General features: G+C 69.6%; 18 protein-coding genes. 5 read left to right on the top strand and 13 right to left on the bottom strand.

Annotated elements, in window-relative coordinates:
* The first annotated feature begins 65 nt into the window (after positions 1-65).
* The gene (locus tag AC3WLE_RS14570; RefSeq protein ID WP_492321328.1) at positions 66-809 is read left to right on the top strand and encodes a TetR family transcriptional regulator; all 744 of its coding nucleotides are present in this window, start codon (positions 66-68) and stop codon (positions 807-809) included.
* A gap of 9 nt (positions 810-818) precedes the next feature.
* On the opposite strand, the gene AC3WLE_RS14565 is transcribed toward AC3WLE_RS14570, so the two are convergent.
* Positions 819-1913 carry an ABC transporter substrate-binding protein gene (locus AC3WLE_RS14565; RefSeq protein WP_492356897.1) on the bottom strand — a complete coding sequence of 365 codons (1095 nt, stop codon included), beginning with the start codon at positions 1911-1913 and terminating at the stop codon, positions 819-821.
* 296 nt (positions 1914-2209) lie between these two features.
* Between AC3WLE_RS14565 and AC3WLE_RS14560 the strand changes: the two genes are divergently transcribed.
* Together AC3WLE_RS14560 and AC3WLE_RS14555 are read left to right on the top strand one after the other, a co-directional pair.
* A complete protein-coding gene (locus AC3WLE_RS14560; RefSeq protein ID WP_010811352.1) occupies positions 2210-2884 on the top strand; it encodes a response regulator in 675 nt (224 codons plus the stop codon).
* A gap of 2 nt (positions 2885-2886) precedes the next feature.
* The gene (locus AC3WLE_RS14555) at positions 2887-4341 is read left to right on the top strand and encodes a sensor histidine kinase (protein ID WP_492356865.1); all 1455 of its coding nucleotides are present in this window, start codon (positions 2887-2889) and stop codon (positions 4339-4341) included.
* A gap of 3 nt (positions 4342-4344) precedes the next feature.
* Here AC3WLE_RS14555 and AC3WLE_RS14550 read toward each other — a convergent pair whose 3' ends face one another.
* The 12 genes from AC3WLE_RS14550 to AC3WLE_RS14495 form a co-directional block, all read right to left on the bottom strand.
* Positions 4345-5823, bottom strand: coding sequence for a dihydrolipoyl dehydrogenase family protein (locus tag AC3WLE_RS14550; protein ID WP_492356864.1), 1479 nt, complete (start codon positions 5821-5823; stop codon positions 4345-4347).
* 67 nt (positions 5824-5890) lie between these two features.
* Positions 5891-6787 carry a patatin-like phospholipase family protein gene (locus tag AC3WLE_RS14545; RefSeq protein WP_492321331.1) on the bottom strand — a complete coding sequence of 299 codons (897 nt, stop codon included), beginning with the start codon at positions 6785-6787 and terminating at the stop codon, positions 5891-5893.
* A 22-nt stretch (positions 6788-6809) separates the two neighbouring features.
* On the bottom strand, positions 6810-7232 hold the full coding sequence (locus AC3WLE_RS14540; RefSeq protein ID WP_010811348.1) for a PaaI family thioesterase: 423 nt from the start codon (positions 7230-7232) through the stop codon (positions 6810-6812).
* 50 nt (positions 7233-7282) lie between these two features.
* Entirely contained in the window at positions 7283-8341 is a 1059-nt protein-coding gene (locus tag AC3WLE_RS14535) for an AbrB family transcriptional regulator (protein WP_492352297.1), read from the bottom strand.
* A gap of 124 nt (positions 8342-8465) precedes the next feature.
* Complete coding sequence (locus tag AC3WLE_RS14530; protein WP_010811346.1) at positions 8466-9980, bottom strand: tripartite tricarboxylate transporter permease; 1515 nt, start codon at positions 9978-9980, stop codon at positions 8466-8468.
* Between the two features lie 32 nt (positions 9981-10012).
* Positions 10013-10486, bottom strand: coding sequence for a tripartite tricarboxylate transporter TctB family protein (locus AC3WLE_RS14525; protein ID WP_492321334.1), 474 nt, complete (start codon positions 10484-10486; stop codon positions 10013-10015).
* A gap of 230 nt (positions 10487-10716) precedes the next feature.
* Positions 10717-11685, bottom strand: coding sequence for a Bug family tripartite tricarboxylate transporter substrate binding protein (locus AC3WLE_RS14520; RefSeq protein WP_492321335.1), 969 nt, complete (start codon positions 11683-11685; stop codon positions 10717-10719).
* Between the two features lie 380 nt (positions 11686-12065).
* Complete coding sequence (locus AC3WLE_RS14515) at positions 12066-12902, bottom strand: ChaN family lipoprotein (RefSeq protein ID WP_492356863.1); 837 nt, start codon at positions 12900-12902, stop codon at positions 12066-12068.
* A gap of 16 nt (positions 12903-12918) precedes the next feature.
* Positions 12919-13266 carry a DUF2149 domain-containing protein gene (locus tag AC3WLE_RS14510; protein WP_492356862.1) on the bottom strand — a complete coding sequence of 116 codons (348 nt, stop codon included), beginning with the start codon at positions 13264-13266 and terminating at the stop codon, positions 12919-12921.
* Positions 13263-13772 carry a MotA/TolQ/ExbB proton channel family protein gene (locus AC3WLE_RS14505; RefSeq protein WP_492352295.1) on the bottom strand — a complete coding sequence of 170 codons (510 nt, stop codon included), beginning with the start codon at positions 13770-13772 and terminating at the stop codon, positions 13263-13265. Before AC3WLE_RS14505 ends, AC3WLE_RS14510 begins: the two co-directional genes overlap by 4 nt.
* A 44-nt stretch (positions 13773-13816) precedes the next feature.
* Positions 13817-14671, bottom strand: coding sequence for a cobaltochelatase subunit CobN (locus AC3WLE_RS14500; RefSeq protein ID WP_492356861.1), 855 nt, complete (start codon positions 14669-14671; stop codon positions 13817-13819).
* Positions 14569-15210, bottom strand: coding sequence for a TonB-dependent receptor domain-containing protein (locus AC3WLE_RS14495; protein ID WP_492356860.1), 642 nt, complete (start codon positions 15208-15210; stop codon positions 14569-14571). Before AC3WLE_RS14495 ends, AC3WLE_RS14500 begins: the two co-directional genes overlap by 103 nt.
* A 128-nt stretch (positions 15211-15338) precedes the next feature.
* On the opposite strand from AC3WLE_RS14495, the gene AC3WLE_RS14490 reads away from it, so the two are divergent.
* Positions 15339-15596, top strand: a complete 258-nt coding sequence (locus AC3WLE_RS14490; protein ID WP_492321341.1) for a type II toxin-antitoxin system RelE family toxin — start codon at positions 15339-15341, stop codon at positions 15594-15596.
* On the top strand, positions 15593-15973 hold the full coding sequence (locus AC3WLE_RS14485) for a helix-turn-helix domain-containing protein (protein WP_492321342.1): 381 nt from the start codon (positions 15593-15595) through the stop codon (positions 15971-15973). The genes AC3WLE_RS14490 and AC3WLE_RS14485 overlap by 4 nt, the downstream gene beginning before the upstream one ends.
* Positions 15974-15976: the final 3 nt, after the last annotated feature.

Here is a 15976-nt window from a genome sequence, read left to right as displayed (position 1 = left end):
GGGAGAACTAACAAGGCTGGCCATGACGGCTCGATCGCGTCATGCCGCCGGCACCAGAGACAAAAATGGTCAGACGTACCAAGGAAGAGGCGCTTGAAACGCGCCACCGGATTCTCGACGCGGCCGAAGCCGTGTTCCACGCCCGCGGCGTGGCACGCCCGTCGCTGGCCGACATCGCCGAGGCGGCGGGTGTCACGCGCGGCGCGATCTACTGGCACTTCAAGAACAAGAGCGATGTGTTCGCCGCCATGTGCGACCGCGTCAACCTGCCCGTGGAAGCGCTGTGCGACCCCGAGCGGCTCGCGCGCCAGGAAGACCCGCTCGGCGGCATCCGCGACATCTGCGCCTATGTGATGCGCCAGACCGTGGTCAACCCGCGCTGGCGCCGGGTGTTCGAGATCATCTTCCACAAGTGCGAAATGGTGCAGGACAACGGCGCCATCTTCGAGCGCCAGCGCCAGTCGCACCAGGAAGGCCTGATCAAGATGCGCGAGCACCTGCGCCTGGCCCTGGAGCGCGGCCAGCTGCCCGCCGACCTGGACCTGGACCTGGCCGTCAACGCCTTCCATGCCGCCATCGGCGGGGTGCTGGCGCACTGGCTGTTCTCGCCGCAGGACTTCGACCTCGACGCCAACGCCGAGCGCATGTCCGACGCCTTCATCGATACCCTGAAGTTCTCACCGGCGCTGCGCCACGGCTACGTGCCGCGCCCGATGGCGGCGCTGGACCGGGAACTGTCCACGCTGTGCCAGCAGGCCTGCCCGAACGGCCAGCCGGGCGGGCTCGATACCGGCGACCTGGTCCCCTGAGCCGCGCGCTCAGCCGCGCATGGCCTCGCGCCAGCGCGCCAGGAATGCGCGCTTGCGCATCGCGTCCTGCGCGGCCAGCAGGCCCGGGCCGACGCTGATCGGCTTGAGCGCGTAGCCCAGCCGCTCGGACAATGCCGCCGCGGTGTGCACGCTGTCGGTATCGGTGCGGATGGTATAGAGCTGCGAGGTCGACTTGGCGAGCAGCGCCTGGCCCTCGCGCGAGAGCAGGTAGTCCAGCCACAGCCGCGCCGCATTGGGCCGCGGCGCGCGCCGGGCAATAAACGCCACCCGCGACATCACCAGGGTGTAGTCGCGCGGGGCGATCACGTCGATGGCCGCGCCACGCTCCATCAGCGACAGCGCGTACGAACCCAGCAGGTTGTAGCCCATCACCAGCTCGCCGCTGGCGATGCGCTCGATCATCTCGGCGGTGGACGCCGACAGCTGCACCCCGGCGCGCCCCAGCGCCTGCGCCAGGTACCAGAACTCGCTGCCCATGCGCGCATCCTGCTGCGCCAGCAGGTAGCCCACGCCCGAGCGCTCCACGTCATACGTCACCACCTTGCCATGCCAGCGCGGCGCGTGCTCCTGCAGCAGCCGCGCCAGCCCGCTGCGGCTGCGCGGCGGGCGCATGCCGGCCAGGTGGTGGCGGTTATAGACGATCACCGCGGGCTCGAAGGTGGTGCCCCAGGCCTCGTCGCGCCACACCGCCCAGCCGGGCAGGCCGCCGCGCTCGGGCGAGGCGTAGCGCTGCGCATGGCCGTCGTTGACGAGCTTGATCTGCAGGTCCATGGCCGTGCTCCACAGCACGTCGGCGAAGGCCGCACCGGGCGCGGGCCGGCTGCCGCCCAGCGCCGCGGTCTCGGCCAGGAAGCGCTGGTTCAGCTCGATCGTGTTGAGATCCTGGTAGTGCACGCGCATGCCCGGGTAGCGCGCCTCGAACGCGGCGATCAGCGGCTGCGCCACTTTCAGGTCGGTCGATGCATAGACCGTGACCATGCCTTCGCGCATGGCGCCGGCGATGGTGGCGTCATACCCGGACGGATACCTCGGCGGTGGCGCCGGGGGCCTAGACTGGGCATGAAGGGGCCACGCAGCCGGCAAGGTGGCGCCGGCCAGCAGCGATGCGCCCAGCAGGCGGCGGCGCTGCCCCGAGGCAGGCGGCTCGCAAGCGCACGGCAGGGACGGCGGGGGTGGACGCGTGGGCACGGTGGTCGGAAACGGAAGAACTGCCTGTGGAAGGGAGCGGGCGCACGGACAACACGCGCCGGGACCAGCGGGGCGGGGGTATTATAGGCGCCCGCGGCGGGCGCGCTCCATCGGTGCAGCCCCCTGTTGTGCGGACGTTTTCCGCCGCCGCGACTGAAACATGGACCAAACCGGCAGAGGAGGAGACCGGCATGCGCATCCTGCTGGTGGAGGATGAAATCGAACTGGCACGCTGGGTCGCCCGCGCGCTGGAGCAGGGCGGCTTTGTGATCGAGCATGTCGCCGACGGGCTGCAGGCCGAGGCCCGCCTGCAGGCCGAGGAATACGACGCGGTGCTGCTCGACCTGCGCCTGCCCGGCAAGGACGGGCTGGCCGTGCTCAAGTCCATGCGCGCGCGCGACGACCGCACCCCGGTGCTGATCCTGACCGCGCAGGACACGCTGGACGAACGCGTGCGCGGCCTGAACCTGGGCGCCGACGACTACCTGCCCAAGCCCTTTGCCATTGCCGAGCTGGAAGCGCGGCTGCTGGCGCTGATCCGCCGCAGCCGCGGGCGCGCGCATCCGCGCTTGCAGTGCGGCACGCTGGTGTTCGACGGCGAGACCCGCAGCTTCACGCTGGACGGCGCCCCGCTGGCGCTGACCCCGCGCGAATCGACCCTGCTGGGCGCGCTGCTGGCACGCAGCGGCCAGCCGCTGACCAAGGCGCAGCTGCTCGACAAGGTGTTCTCGCTGGATGCCGACGTCTCCCCCGACGCGATCGAGGTGCTGGTCTACCGGCTGCGCAAGAAGCTGGCCGGGCACGGCGTCACCATCGTCACCCTGCGCGGCTTCGGCTACCTGCTGGAGCCCGAGGCCGGGCGCTGAAGATGGCGCGGCGCCATCGCGTCCCGTCCTGGCGCCGCGGCAGCCTGCGCCGGCAACTGCTGTTGCTGCTGGTGCCGGCGCTGGCGGCGATGATGGCGATCGACACCTGGCTCACCTACGGCACCCTGCGCGACGCCGCCAACACGGCTTATGACCGCTCGCTCTATGGCTCGATCCGCGCCATCGACAGTGCCATCGGCATGGCTGGCGACAACGTCCAGCTGACCCTGCCCGATGCCGCCATGGAGATGTTCGAGACCGCGGCGCAGACCCATGTGTTCTACCGCGTGTCGACCGAGCGCGCCGGCCAGGTCGAGACCGTCACCGGCTACGACGACCTGCCGCTGCCTGCCGGCACCCTCGTCAACAACCAGCCGCGCTTCTACGACGCCGAATATTTGGGCGAGGCCGTGCGCATCGCCGCGATGGCGCGGCCGGTATACCGCCCGGACGCGCGCATGCGCGTGATCATCCAGGTGGCCGAGACCGCCGAGCCGCGCACCACGCTGATCGGCACGGTCTGGCGCAGCGCGCTGGCGCGCGACCTGCTGCTGATCCTGCTGAGCGCCGGCATCCTGGTGGGCGGCGTCACCTACGTGCTGCGCCCGCTGGCGCGCGTGCGCGACGACGTGGAAGCGCGTTCGCCGGACGACCTGGCCCCGCTCACGTTCGAGCGCGTGCCCGCCGAGGTGCGCCCGCTGGTCGACGCGGTCAACCTGCACGTGTCGCGCTCCGCGGCGATGGCGCAGTCGCAGGCCCAGTTCATCGCCGACGCCGCGCACCAGCTGCGCACGCCGCTGGCCATCCTGAAGACCCAGGCCGAATACGCCCAGCGCCAGCTGCGCGCGCCCGACCCCGAAGCCGCGCGCCAGGCCGCCGGCGAAGCCGTGGGCGGCATCGTCACCCAGCTGGAGCAGGCCGCGCGCCTGACCAACCAGCTGCTGGCGCTGGCGCGGGTACGCCAGCACCACGGCGAAGCCGCCCAGGAAGCCGATGGCATCGACATCATCGACGCCGTCACCGTGGCCGAGCAGGTGGCGCTGGACTACCTGCCGCTGGCGCGCGGCAAGCAGCAGGACTTCGGCTGGGAGCCGGTGCCGGGGCTGAAGCTGCCGGTGCGCGCCGACCCCGCGCTGCTGCGCGAGGCGCTGGCCAACCTGGTCCACAATGCGATCCAGTACTCGCCACGCGGCAGCCGCATCACGCTGTCGGCCACGCGCGCCGACCAGACCGCCTGCCTGGTGGTGGAAGACGATGGGCCAGGCATTCCGGCCGAAGAGCGCGAGAAGGTCTTCGCGCGCTTCTACCGGCGCGTCGGCAATGCGGAGCCGGGCTCCGGGCTGGGGCTGGCGATCTCGCGCGAGATGGCGGCGCGCTTTGGCGGCACGGTGGAGCTTGGCGACGGCTTGCAGGGCACCGGCGTGCGCGCGGTGCTGAAGCTGCCCATCGGCGAATAACCCCTAACCATATAACTCCTCCGCCACCGTCGGATGCAGCTGCACCGTGGTCTGCAGGTGCGATTCGCGCACGCCCAGCCGCAATGCCACCGCCAGCGTCTGCACGATCTCGGGCGCGGCGTCGTCCATCAGGTGCGCACCGAGCACGCGCCCGCTGCGCGCGTTCAGCACCAGCTTGAACATCGACTGGTGGGAGGTGCCGGCAAAGCGGTTTTCCAGCGAGACAAAGCGCTTGACCACGGTGCGGATGCGATCGGGCTTGCCGGCGGCTGCGATCGCCTGGGCCTCGGTCAGGCCCACGGCGCCGATGGCGGGCTCGCAGAACACCGCGGTGGGCACGAAGTCGAAATCGGCGCGTTCGCCGCGCCGGCCGTACAGGCGGTCGGCCAGCCAGCGGCCCTGCGCGGTGGCCACCGGGGTCAGGTGCAGGCCGTCGACGGCGTCGCCGAGCGCGTAGATGCCGCGCACGTTGCTGCGGAACTGGCGGTCCACGCGGATGCCGCCCTTGTCGCCAAAGTCCACGCCAAGCGCCTCGAGCCCGAAGCCCTGCACGTTGGAAATGCGCCCGATCGCCGCCAGCGCGGCCTGCGCGCGCACAGCCTCGGTCTGGCCCGGGCGGTCGGTGGGACGGTAGCAAACTTCAACGGCCCCGTTGGCCTGGCTCAGCAGGTGCACCCTGGCGTTCAGGTGCAGGCGCACGCCGCGCGCGGTCAGTGCCTCGGCCAGCGACCGGGAGATGTCGTGGTCGAAGTGGGGCAGCAGCCGGTCGCCGGCAACGATCAGGTCTACCTTGACGCCGTAGCGCGACAGGATCGAGGCCTGCTCCACGCCGATGTAGCCGCCGCCGATGACCGCGATCGAACCCGGCACGGTCTGCCAGGTGAAGACGTCGTCGGAACTGGCGGCCAGTTCGCCACCGGGGACTTCGAGCGCGCGCGGGCGCGCGCCGGTGGCAATCAGGATGCGGCGCGCGTGAATGGTCTCGTCGCCGACGCGCACTTCGTCCTTGCCGGTGACCAGCGCATCGCCGCGCAGGATTTCCACGCCGGATTCGTGCAGGCGCTGGGTGTAGCCCGCATTCAGCCGCGCAACCTCGGCATTGACGCGCACGATGGCATCGCGCCAGTCCTCACGCCCGCCGGTATGCGACAGGCAGCCCGACAGGATGGCCGACCAGCCGGCGCCGTAGGACAGCATCTTCTTGGGCACGCAGCCGCGGTTGACGCAGGTGCCGCCGATGGCATCGCGCTCGACCAGGATCACGCGTGCGCCGTGCGCGGCGGCACGCCGCGCGCAGGCCACGCCGCCCGAGCCGCCGCCGATCACCACCAGGTCTGCCTTGCGCACCTTGTCGTTGCGCCGCGTGCGGCCGTCGCGCACGCGCGGCACCTGCTCCACCGGCGGCGCCGCGCTGACCTCGCGGGCGCGCCGCGGTTCCTTGGCCCCCTGCGTTCCGGAGAGGGTTGTCTGGCGCTTAGTCATCCATGCCTCCTGTCGCGGCACGCGGGCCGCATCGACAACAATCAGGCCAGCGCCAGCAAACGAATCACTAGGCAGCGGGCCGCAGTTCGGTATTCAGGATCGACGGCCACTCGCGCAGGAAAGTTTCCCCGTCGCGGCGGCCCAGCTCGTAGGCGTGCGTCATGGCATCGGGCCGGGTGTAGTCCCAGCTCGAGATCGGCACGCGCTGCGAGGGCTGCAGGTACAGGCGGCGCTGGCCGCCTTGCTCAAGCACGAAACGGCGCGGGCGCGGATACAGCCTTGTCACCAGCACCAGCACATTGCCCGGGGTGGCATCGAGCGCGTCCACGGGCACGTTGTCGACCAGCCCGCCGTCCAGCACCGGGCGGCCGCCGCGGCGCAGCACCGGCGTGAACGGCGGCGTGGAGGCCGACTGCAGCAGCAGGTCGGCCAGCTGCTCGGGCGAATCGCAGTCCTGCGCGCGCACGAACTCCGGCCGGAAGCCCAGCTTGCGCCCCAGCCGCGGGTGCAGCGTCTTGAGCACATGCTTGTCGATGTTGTACGCCAGCAGCCCCGCTGCCACCGCCAGGCGCGGGCCGCTCCAGCGCGGGATATGGGCCACGCCGATGCGGATCTCCGGCGCCTGCTGCAGGTGCGAGAGGCGCCCGTCGGCGAAGATCGTCAGCAGCGCGGTGCGGTAGATGCCGTAGTGCGGGAACACGCGCTCATTGCGCAGCAGGTTGCCCCAGTAGGCATTGCGGCGGTTGTTGGACAGCACCTCGCGGTAGTAGTCCATGGTCTGGTGCGAGTCGTGCGCATAGACCATGCACGCCGTCGCCGCACCGGCCGAGATCGCGGCGATCACGCGCGGGCGCAGCTCCAGTTCCGGCGCGACCGTGTCCCACCAGCCCGCCTGCCACCAGCAGCGGTTGCCGCCGCCGGCAAAGACGACCTGGTCGAAGGGATGGGTGTGGCCGGAAGTCATGGACGCTGGCGTTGCGAGCGGATCAGAGCAGGGCGTAGGTGGTGGTGGCCTGCACCGCCAGCTTGCCGTCGGTGCCAGTCAGCTCGATCTCGCCGAACACCACGGTCTTGCCCAGGCGCAGCACGTTGGCGCGCACCAGCACGTCGCCGTCGATCACCGGGCGCATGAAGTTGGTGGTGAGCGTGACCGTGGTCATCGGGCGGAACGCGCCCAGCGCGCTGGCCACGGCGACGATCATGGCGGTATCGGCGGCGGACATCAGCACCTGGCCGCAGACCACGCCGCCCGCATGGCGGAACGATTCGCTGAATGGCAGGCGCAGCGTAACGCCCTGGGCATCGACGGCCTCGGCACGCAGGCCGAGCTGGCGCACCCATGGCGCCAGCACGCGCTCCAGCGTGGCATCGATATCGGTGAGGCTGAATTGCGGTGCGGCTTCGGACATGGCGCTCCTGGTTCTGGCTGGCCGCACCGTAGCCGTCCTGTGACGGACCGCTACTCTGTCTCCTCCGGCGCGACGCGATGTTTGAGGCAATGATACAGGGGGCCGGTGGCCAGCACCACGAAGGCCATCCGGATCACGTGGAACGCGGTCACCAGCGGCACCCCCACCTCCAGCACCTTGGCCGTGATGCACATCTCGGCAATGCCGCCCGGCGTGGTGCCCAGGATCACCGTGGCCGGGTGCGCGCCCGACAGCGCCGCCAGCCCCCAGCCGAACAGCGCCGACACCACCAGTGCGATCACCGTGTACAGCGCCACGCCCGACAGGAAGCGCGGCGCGGTATGCAGGAACTCGCGCGAGAAGCGCACCCCCAGCGAGACCCCGATCAGCAGCTGGCCGGCACGGCTCATCCAGGTGGGGATGGCCGACAGCTCGATCCCGGACGCGGTCAGCACCGCCGCGGCCAGCAGCGTGCCGATCACGAACGGGTTGGGCATGTTCAGCCGCTTCACCAGCAGCGCCACGCCCAGCGTGATCGCGACCAGCGCCAGCAGCCCCGGCGCGCTGACCACGCGCGGGCCGGGGATATAGGGGTCGAGCCCGTGGATGCCGCCGTACTGGAAGATGGCCGGCACGGTCACCACCACCATCAGCACCCGCAGCGAATGCGCGGCCGCCACCTGGTCGATGCGCGCGCCGTTGCGCTCGGCCAGGTTGGCCATCTCCGAGGCGCCGCCGATGGCGGTGGAGAAGAACGCGGTCTTGAAGGCCACGCCGGTGGTCCGCCGCAGCAGGATGGCACCGCCCGCGCCCAGCACCAGCGCGAACAGCGAGCCGGCAATGATGTAGGGCAGGTACTCCACCAGCCGCGCCACCACGTCCGGCGTGAAGTAGAGCCCGAGCGACGCGCCAATCACCCACTGGCCCGCATTGCGGGCCTGCGACGGCGCCCGCAGGTCGGCCCCGGCCATGCGCGCGGCGGCCACGGCCAGCAGCGGGCCGATCATCCACGGCAGCGGGGTATGCAGCGCGGAGCAGAGCAGGGCGGCGGCCAGCCCGAGCGCCAGCGTGGGCAGCGCGGACAGCCAGGGGTTGGAGAAGAGACGCATGGTTCAGCGGCCTGGCACGGAAGCGCCGGCGCCTTGTTGTTTTGGAAAACGAGAGACGAAAGACAAGAGGCCCGCACACCATTGGCGTGCGGGCCTCGCAAAGCTTACCGCAAGATCGCGTGCATCAGGCCGCGTTGTCGGCCTGCGCGTGCGCCGAGGTGCGGGTCGCGTGCCAGCGCAACAGGCGCGGGATCACCACCACCGCCACGGTCAGCGCCAGGATGGTGGCCGAGATCGGCTGGCGCAGGAACAGGGTCCAGTCGCCCTGGCCGATCGACAGCGCATTGCGCAGCTGCTTCTCGGCCATCGGCCCCAGGATCATGCCCACGATCACCGGCGCGGTGGGGAAGTCGAAGCGGCGCATCACCATGCCCAGCAGGCCGACCACGAACAGCAGCAGCAGGTCGAACCACGACTGGCGGATGCCGTAGGCGCCCAGCCCGGCGAAGATCAGGATGCCGCCGTACAGCAGCGGCGTGGGCACGCGCAGCATGCGCACCCACAGCCCGATCGCCGGCAGGTTCAGCACCAGCAGCATGACGTTGCCGATATACAGCGACGCCAGCAGGCCCCACACCAGGTCGCCCGAGGTCTGGAACAGCATCGGGCCCGGCTGCAGGTTGTAGTTCTGGAACGCGGCCAGCAGGATCGCGGTGGTGTTGGAGGTGGGGATGCCCAGCGTCAGCAGCGGGGCCAGCGTCGCGGTCACTGCGGCGTTGTTGGCCGCTTCGGGGCCGGCCACGCCTTCGATCGCGCCGACCTTGCCGAAGTCTTCCTTGTGGTCCGACAGCTTCTTCTCGGTGGCATACGACAGGAAGGTCGGGATCTCGGCGCCGCCGGCGGGGATCAGCCCGAACGGGAAGCCGATGAAGGTGCCGCGGATCCACGCCGGGATCGAGCGCTTCCAGTCCGACTTGTTCATGTGGACCGAGCTGAGCTTGTTGAAGGTGCCTGCCGGCTGCGGGAAGAACGCGTTGAACAGCGCCTCGCCCACCGCGAACAGGCCCACCGCCACCACCACGATGTCGATGCCGTCGTACAGCTCCTGCACGTTCATCGAATAGCGGGTCTGGCCCGACAGCGAATCCATGCCGATCAGGCCGATGCCCAGGCCCAGGAACAGTGCGGTCATGCCGCGCAGCAGCGACGAGCCCAGCACGGCCGAGACCGTGGTGAAGGCCAGCAGCATGATCATGAAGTACTCGCCCGGGCCGAACTGCAGCGCCACGTCCGCCGCCACCGGCGCGAACATCGACAGCATCACCGTGGCGATGGTGCCCGCCACGAACGAGCCGATCGCCGCGGTGGCCAGCGCCGGGCCGGCGCGCCCGTTCTTGGCCATCAGGTTGCCTTCCATGGCTGTGACCATGGTGGAAGACTCGCCCGGCGTGTTCATCAGGATCGAGGTGGTCGAGCCGCCGTACATCGCGCCGTAGTAGATGCCGGCGAACATGATCAGCGCGGCGGTCGGTTCCACCTTGGCGGTCAGCGGCAGCAGCATCGCCACCGTCAGCGCGGGGCCGATGCCCGGCAGCACGCCGATGGCGGTGCCAAGGAAGCAGCCCACCAGGGCCCACATCAGGTTGATCGGCGTGATGGCCACGGCAAAGCCGTGCATCAGCTGGTTCAGGGTATCCATTCGAAGACTCCTTGCTGGACGGGCGGGCGGGCTCAGAAGCCGGCGATGGGCAGCAGCGGCAGGTTGATGCCGAGCAGGAATTCAAACAGCGCCCACATCGGCACCGTGATGCACAGGCCGATCAGCGCGTCGCGCACGATGCGGCGGCTGCCGTAGCCACGCGCCACGCACACCATCAGCAGCGTGGAAGCGATCACGAAGCCAAGCGTGCCTATCAGCGCCATGTTCAGCACCAGGCCCGCGGCCACCCACAGGAAGCCGCCGAAGTTGTGCGGCGCGTTGGGCAGCTCGGCATCTTCTTCCGGCATGTTGCGGAAACCGCCGCGCACGCCCTGCCAGGTCAGCAGCGCGCCGCACACGGCCAGGCCGACGGCCACCAGCGTGGGCACGAAGCGCGGCGACAGGCCGGCGTAGCCCTCGTCGCCGGAAATGCCGGACAGCCCGAGGAAGAAAAACAGCGAGAGCGCCAGCACGGCAATGCCGATGGCGAGGTGCGAGGGTTTCATGGAGACTCCTTGGCCTTTGTCGCCAGCATGGGTGCTGGCGTCCGCGACGCTGGCAGGTGCTGCCCGCGCGGCGGCAGGGCCCGGCGACATATGGTTATTTGTCTGGTATCGCAGGTGGACACCGGGCCCTGCGCCGTTTTCCCCCCGCCGGGTTCACCGGCGGGGTTGGCAGGCACGACAGGTAAAGCAGGTTGATGCGGTACTGCCGGTTTGGGTGCTGCCGGCAGTACTTACTTGGCCACGCCCAGTTCACGCAGCGAGCCGCCCAGGCGGGCCGATTCGCTGTCGACGAACTTGCCGAACTCGTCGCCGGTCAGCAGGAACGGGGTCCAGTCATTCTTCTGCAGCGTGTCCTTCCAGGCCTGGCTCTCGGTGGCCTTGACCACCGCGTCAATCATGGCCTTGCGCTGCTCGGCGCTGATGCCGGGCGCGCCGTACACGCCGCGCCAGTTATAGATCTCGACGTTCACGCCTTGCTCCTTGAGCGTCGGGATATCGGCGGTGCGGTCCTTGGAGGTCACCGCCAGCGCGCGCATCTTGCCGCTCTTGATGAAGGGCAGGAATTCCGACACACCGGCAATGCCCACCGTCACGTGGCCGCCCATGATCGAGGCCGAGGCTTCGCCGCCGCCCTGGAACGGCACGTAGTTGATCTTCTTGGGATCGACGCCCGATTCCTTGGCGATCAGGCCGGCCAGGATGTGGTCGATCGAACCCTTGGAGCCGCCGCCCCAGCTGACGCTGCCCGGGTTGGCCTTGAGCTGCGTAGTCAGGTCCTTGATCGACTTGATCGGCGAGCTGGCCGGCACGGTGATGACCATGGTGTCGGCGAACAGGCGTGCGATCGGGGTGGCGTTCTTCAGCGTGACCGGCGGCTTGTTGGTCTCGATCGCGCCCACCATCACCGCGCCCACCACCATCAGCGCATTGGGGTTGCCCTTGTCGGTATTGACGAACTGCGTCAGCGCGATGGTGCCGCCGGCGCCGCCCTTGTTGTCGTATGAAGCGGTCTTGGCCTGGCCCGCGGCAATCATCGCGGCGCCCAGCGAGCGGCCGGTCTGGTCAAAGCCGCCGCCGGGGTTGGCGCCGATCATGACCTTGACGCTGTCCAGCGCAAAGGCCGGCGCGGCGGCGAAGGTGGCGGCAACGGCGGCCGATGCCATCACGGCATGGGCCAGGCGGGAATAGGTACGGCGCATAGCGGTCTCCTGGTGTTACCGGGGATGCGCCATGCCAGCCTGCTGGCAGCCGCGATCCGACCCGGGCGTTCCGGCTGCCACTGCGTTGCGGGGGACGGGAAGACAGCCTGGCGGACTGCGCGCAAGGCGCAGTGCCGGTGCTTGTCTCCTGTCCGGCGCGGCGGGGCGTGGCCGGGACTGTTCTTGGACTTTTGGTGAACGTCAGACCGGAATTACCGGTCATGGGGCGGATTCTAGGCGGCGGAAACTGTCAAAAGGCTGTCAAACGGCCGGGAAAGGGCTCGGGGTTTACCCCCTTGCGTGTAAGAGGAGCGCGGTTTTGGGTGCGCCGGGCGGGTTGGGTGCATCCAAAACCGTGCGCCTGGTCGTTGTTGTGGGTCTCACCCCGCCGGCTTCGCCTGCAGGCACGGGTCCTTGCGCGCCACCGCCGGCACCACCACGGCCATGTCGAACTCGCCGTCGGCCGGCGGGTTTTCCACATACCCCACGCTGACCACCTGCCCCACGCCCGCCCCCAGCCAGCGCGGCACGCCGATGTCGCGCCGCACGTGGCCGTTGCCGGCGATCAGCACCGCGCCGCGCTGCGCGTAGGGGCGCAGCGTCTGCGCCATCACCGCATCGCGCGCGGCCTGCGCCGCCAGCATCCCGGGCAGCATGGCCTTGGGGAAATTGCCGCAGTGGCCCAGGTCCAGCACCGCCGTCTGCGCGGCCACGAGGTCGTCGGGCAGCGCACCGGACAGGCCCAGCTGCCGGCGCTCGCCGGCCGGGAACAGGCTGTCCAGTCCGCCGCGCACGATCTTGCCGGCGTCGGCGCGCGACAGGTTGGCCGCCACCAGCGGCAGGTCGTACTGCAGCGCCAGCGCCACCACCGGCTGGTACAGCGGCCATTGCCAGGCACCGCCGCCGGCCTGGGCGATCAGGTAGTCGGCATCGCGCGGGCGCTCGCGGCGGGCGCGCTCGATATCGGGCTGGCGCTCGCGGTCGAACTGCTCCATGGCGATGGCCGGGCGCCAGCCTTGCTCGATGGCGCGCGTGAGCGCGGCCAGGCGCTGCTGCTGCGCGGCGGCGTTGTCGTGGACCTCGCCCAGCAGCACGTAGGACTTGCCGGCGAAGGCGGCGCTGACCGCCTCGGGAGCGGGGCGCGTGGCCGCACAGCCGGTAGCGAGCACAGCAACAGCGGCGGCCAGCATGCTGGCGACAGGCAAACGCAATGACATCACCAAGATCCTTTCCTCATCTCGTTGTGGTGGTGGGGCCGGCGGCCTGCTGCCCCGCCTGCTCCGGCACATACACCATTGACCCATCCTTCATCCGATAGGCTACGCCAGCCTTGATGCCGTCGCCCGAACCCACCTGCCCGCTGGCCTGGTAGCGCACCACCTTCTCGCCCTGGCGCGACACGATCTCCATATTGGGCTTGCCCGGGTTGGTGATGATGGTCACGTCGTCATGCGTGAACGGGTTGGCCGGATTCTGCGCGATCGCCACCAGCTGGGCGACGATCACCACCAGGAACACGTCGATCAGGTTGACCACCGACAGGATCGGGTCGTCGGCTTCGCTCTCTTCCAGGAACTTCATTCCGCGGGCTCCCATTGCGGCCGCGACTGGCCCAGCCACACCAGCTCCTCGGCCAGCCAGCGGCGGCGCACATTGACCACCCAGAAGGTGATGCTGGCCGCGATCAGTGCCAGGATCACCGTGGAGAAGGCAATGGTGAGATTCTCGCCCACATTGGCCAGGTTGCCGCCGGACAGGCCCTTGAGCGCCGGACCCATCGGGATCATGGTGGCCACCAGCCCCAGCATCGGCGCCACGCGCGTGGCGATGCGCGGGCGTTCCAGCAGGCGGTGCGCGGCAACGTCGAGCGCATCGGCATTGGCCACCTTGTGCCGGCGCGCCCACGTCACCAGCACGTAGCCGCGCCCGCTTTCAATCGGATGGCGCGCGCGCAGCCAGGCCTGCATGGCGAACTCGCCCAGCGCCCAGAAGGCATACAGGAACAGCAGCGCGATCAGCGCCAGCGTCGGGATCAGGAACAGCTGGCCGACGTCGTACATCAGGGTTTCAAGCAGGGTAGGGGTCATGGTGGGTCGTTTTCAAGTATTCAATGGATGCTTTGGCCAACCGTTCAACGCGGTCCCGGTATCCAGCTGCCGCCGGCAGCCGCCTGGCGGCGCCGCGCGCTGATGGCGCCGCCGGCGATGGCCGCTGCCAGCGCGACGGCGCCGGCCAGCCACGACAGCACCGGCACGATGGCGGCCGCGGGCGGCTGGCGCTCGACCAGCTGCATGCCCTGCACGGGCTGGGGTTGGGACCGGTTCGGCGCTGGCGGCGGCACCGGTGCGGGTTCGGCCGCAGCGGGCCTTGCCGGCGCGGCAGGTTTGGCAGCGCGGGGCGCCGCCGGCGCCTGCATGCCGAAGCCGTCCTGCCACGCCTGCGCATCGCCCTTGCGGTAGGGCATCACCTGCATCACGGGCACGTCGAGCTTTTCGAACTCGGCCTTGCGCCCCTGCGGGTTCAGCATGATCTGGCCGTTGATGAGCACGTCGACCAGGCGCCTGCCTTCGGGCATGGCCATGCGCAGGATGCCGTCGGCATCCATCACCGGGCCGTAGAAGGTGAGCACGCGCGCATGGCGGGCTTCCAGGCGGCGGATCAGGTCGTCGATAAAGGCGCTGTCCAGCCCCGAGACATAGGCCTGGTGGATGGCGATGCCGATCACCGGGCCGCTGCTGCCGGACGCAGCCAGCGCTTCTTCCGGCGAGGTGGTGATGACGTTGGCCAGCTTAGGATGGTAGTAGGCCGCCTTGGGGAAGGCGACCGGTGCCGGGATATCGCCGTCGGCGCGCAGGCGGAACTGCTGCGCGGCCAGCGTGCGCATCATCGCGCTGAAGTTGGCACGGCCGCCGTTGACGTAGTACGCATGCAGCTGTGCGGCAAGCTTGTCGTCAACGCCGTGGGCCTCGTAGCGGTCGGTCGCCACCAGCCGGGCTCGGTGGCCGCGACGCCGGTCTGGCGCACATCGCCCCACAGCCAGTACTTCTTGTCGAACAAGTTGTTCACCGACAGCGCCACGCTGACGTAGCGGTTGAAGCGCCACCACGCCTGCAGGTCGACCACGCCGTAGCCCGACGGCTTGAAGTAGGTGAACGAGGTATCGTCGGTGCGCGTGACCGGACGCGCGCCGCGCCAGCGAATGCCCGCGCCCCGGCCCGGCGTGCGCTCCCAGCTCAGGCCCGCGCTCGCGCGCAGCGGCGACACGCTGTTCAGCGGCTGGCCGGTCTGCTCGTTGTTGCCGTGCGCATAGGCCACCGCGCCGTCGACGCGCCATTGCGGCAGGAAGCGCCACGTGCCGCGCCATTCGGCGCCGTAGATGCGCACGCTGGTCTGGTTGCGGTACTGGTAGGTCGCGCGCAGGCCGGGCAGGCAGGCCGGGTCGGACGGGCCGGCGGTCTGGCCGAAGCCGCTGTCGATGCCGTTGCAGTTCAGGCCCAGCTCGCCGCCGGCCTTGCGACCGTGCATCAGGTCGGAGGGATCCCTTAGATCAAAGGATGTGGCGGCAGTACCACATGTGTGCAATGTTGGAGACCGGCCCAGCAACCCGTTGCAAACTTTATTTGCGACGGTGTTAGCGCCTCGCTAACATACCCATGTACGCCATCGAGTTCACCAAGCAAGCCGTGCAGGCCTTGAAGGCAATGCCCAGGAACGTAGCGGCAAGGATCCGCGCAAAGATCGATGCCCTTGCCGTGGATCCCTATGCTCCGAACCCGAACGCCACCAAGCTCGCCGGCCGCGATGGCTACCGGCTGCGGGTGGGTGACTGGCGCGTGCTGTACCAGATTGAAGACGGCCGGCTAGTAATCCTGGTGCTGGCGGTCAGTTCCCGTGGAGGCGCCTACCAATGACCGAAATCCAATTCATCGAGCGGGATGGCCGTCGCGAGTTTGCGGTGGTGCCAATCGAGGTCTGGGAACGCGTGAAGCATCTCATCGAAGCTGCCGACGACGTCGCCTTGTTCGATGCTGCCAAGGCCGAGGACGATGGCTTCCGGGTGCCTGCCGCGGTGCTGGACGCCGAGCTGGCGGGAGATCACCCAGTGAAGGCCTGGCGCAATTACCGCCGGATGACACAGGACGCGCTTGCCCGGGCCTGCGGCCTGAGCAAGCCCTATCTCAGCCAGATCGAGAACCGCTCCCGACCCGGCAGCCACGACGCGCTGCGGAAGCTGGCGAAGGCGCTGGACGTACCCTGGGAGATGCTGGCAGACCAGGGAGAAGGCTGAGAC

Source organism: Cupriavidus sp. FW306-1B-F12B (assembly GCF_058781795.1).
This window is presented reverse-complemented; position numbering and strand designations above follow the sequence as displayed.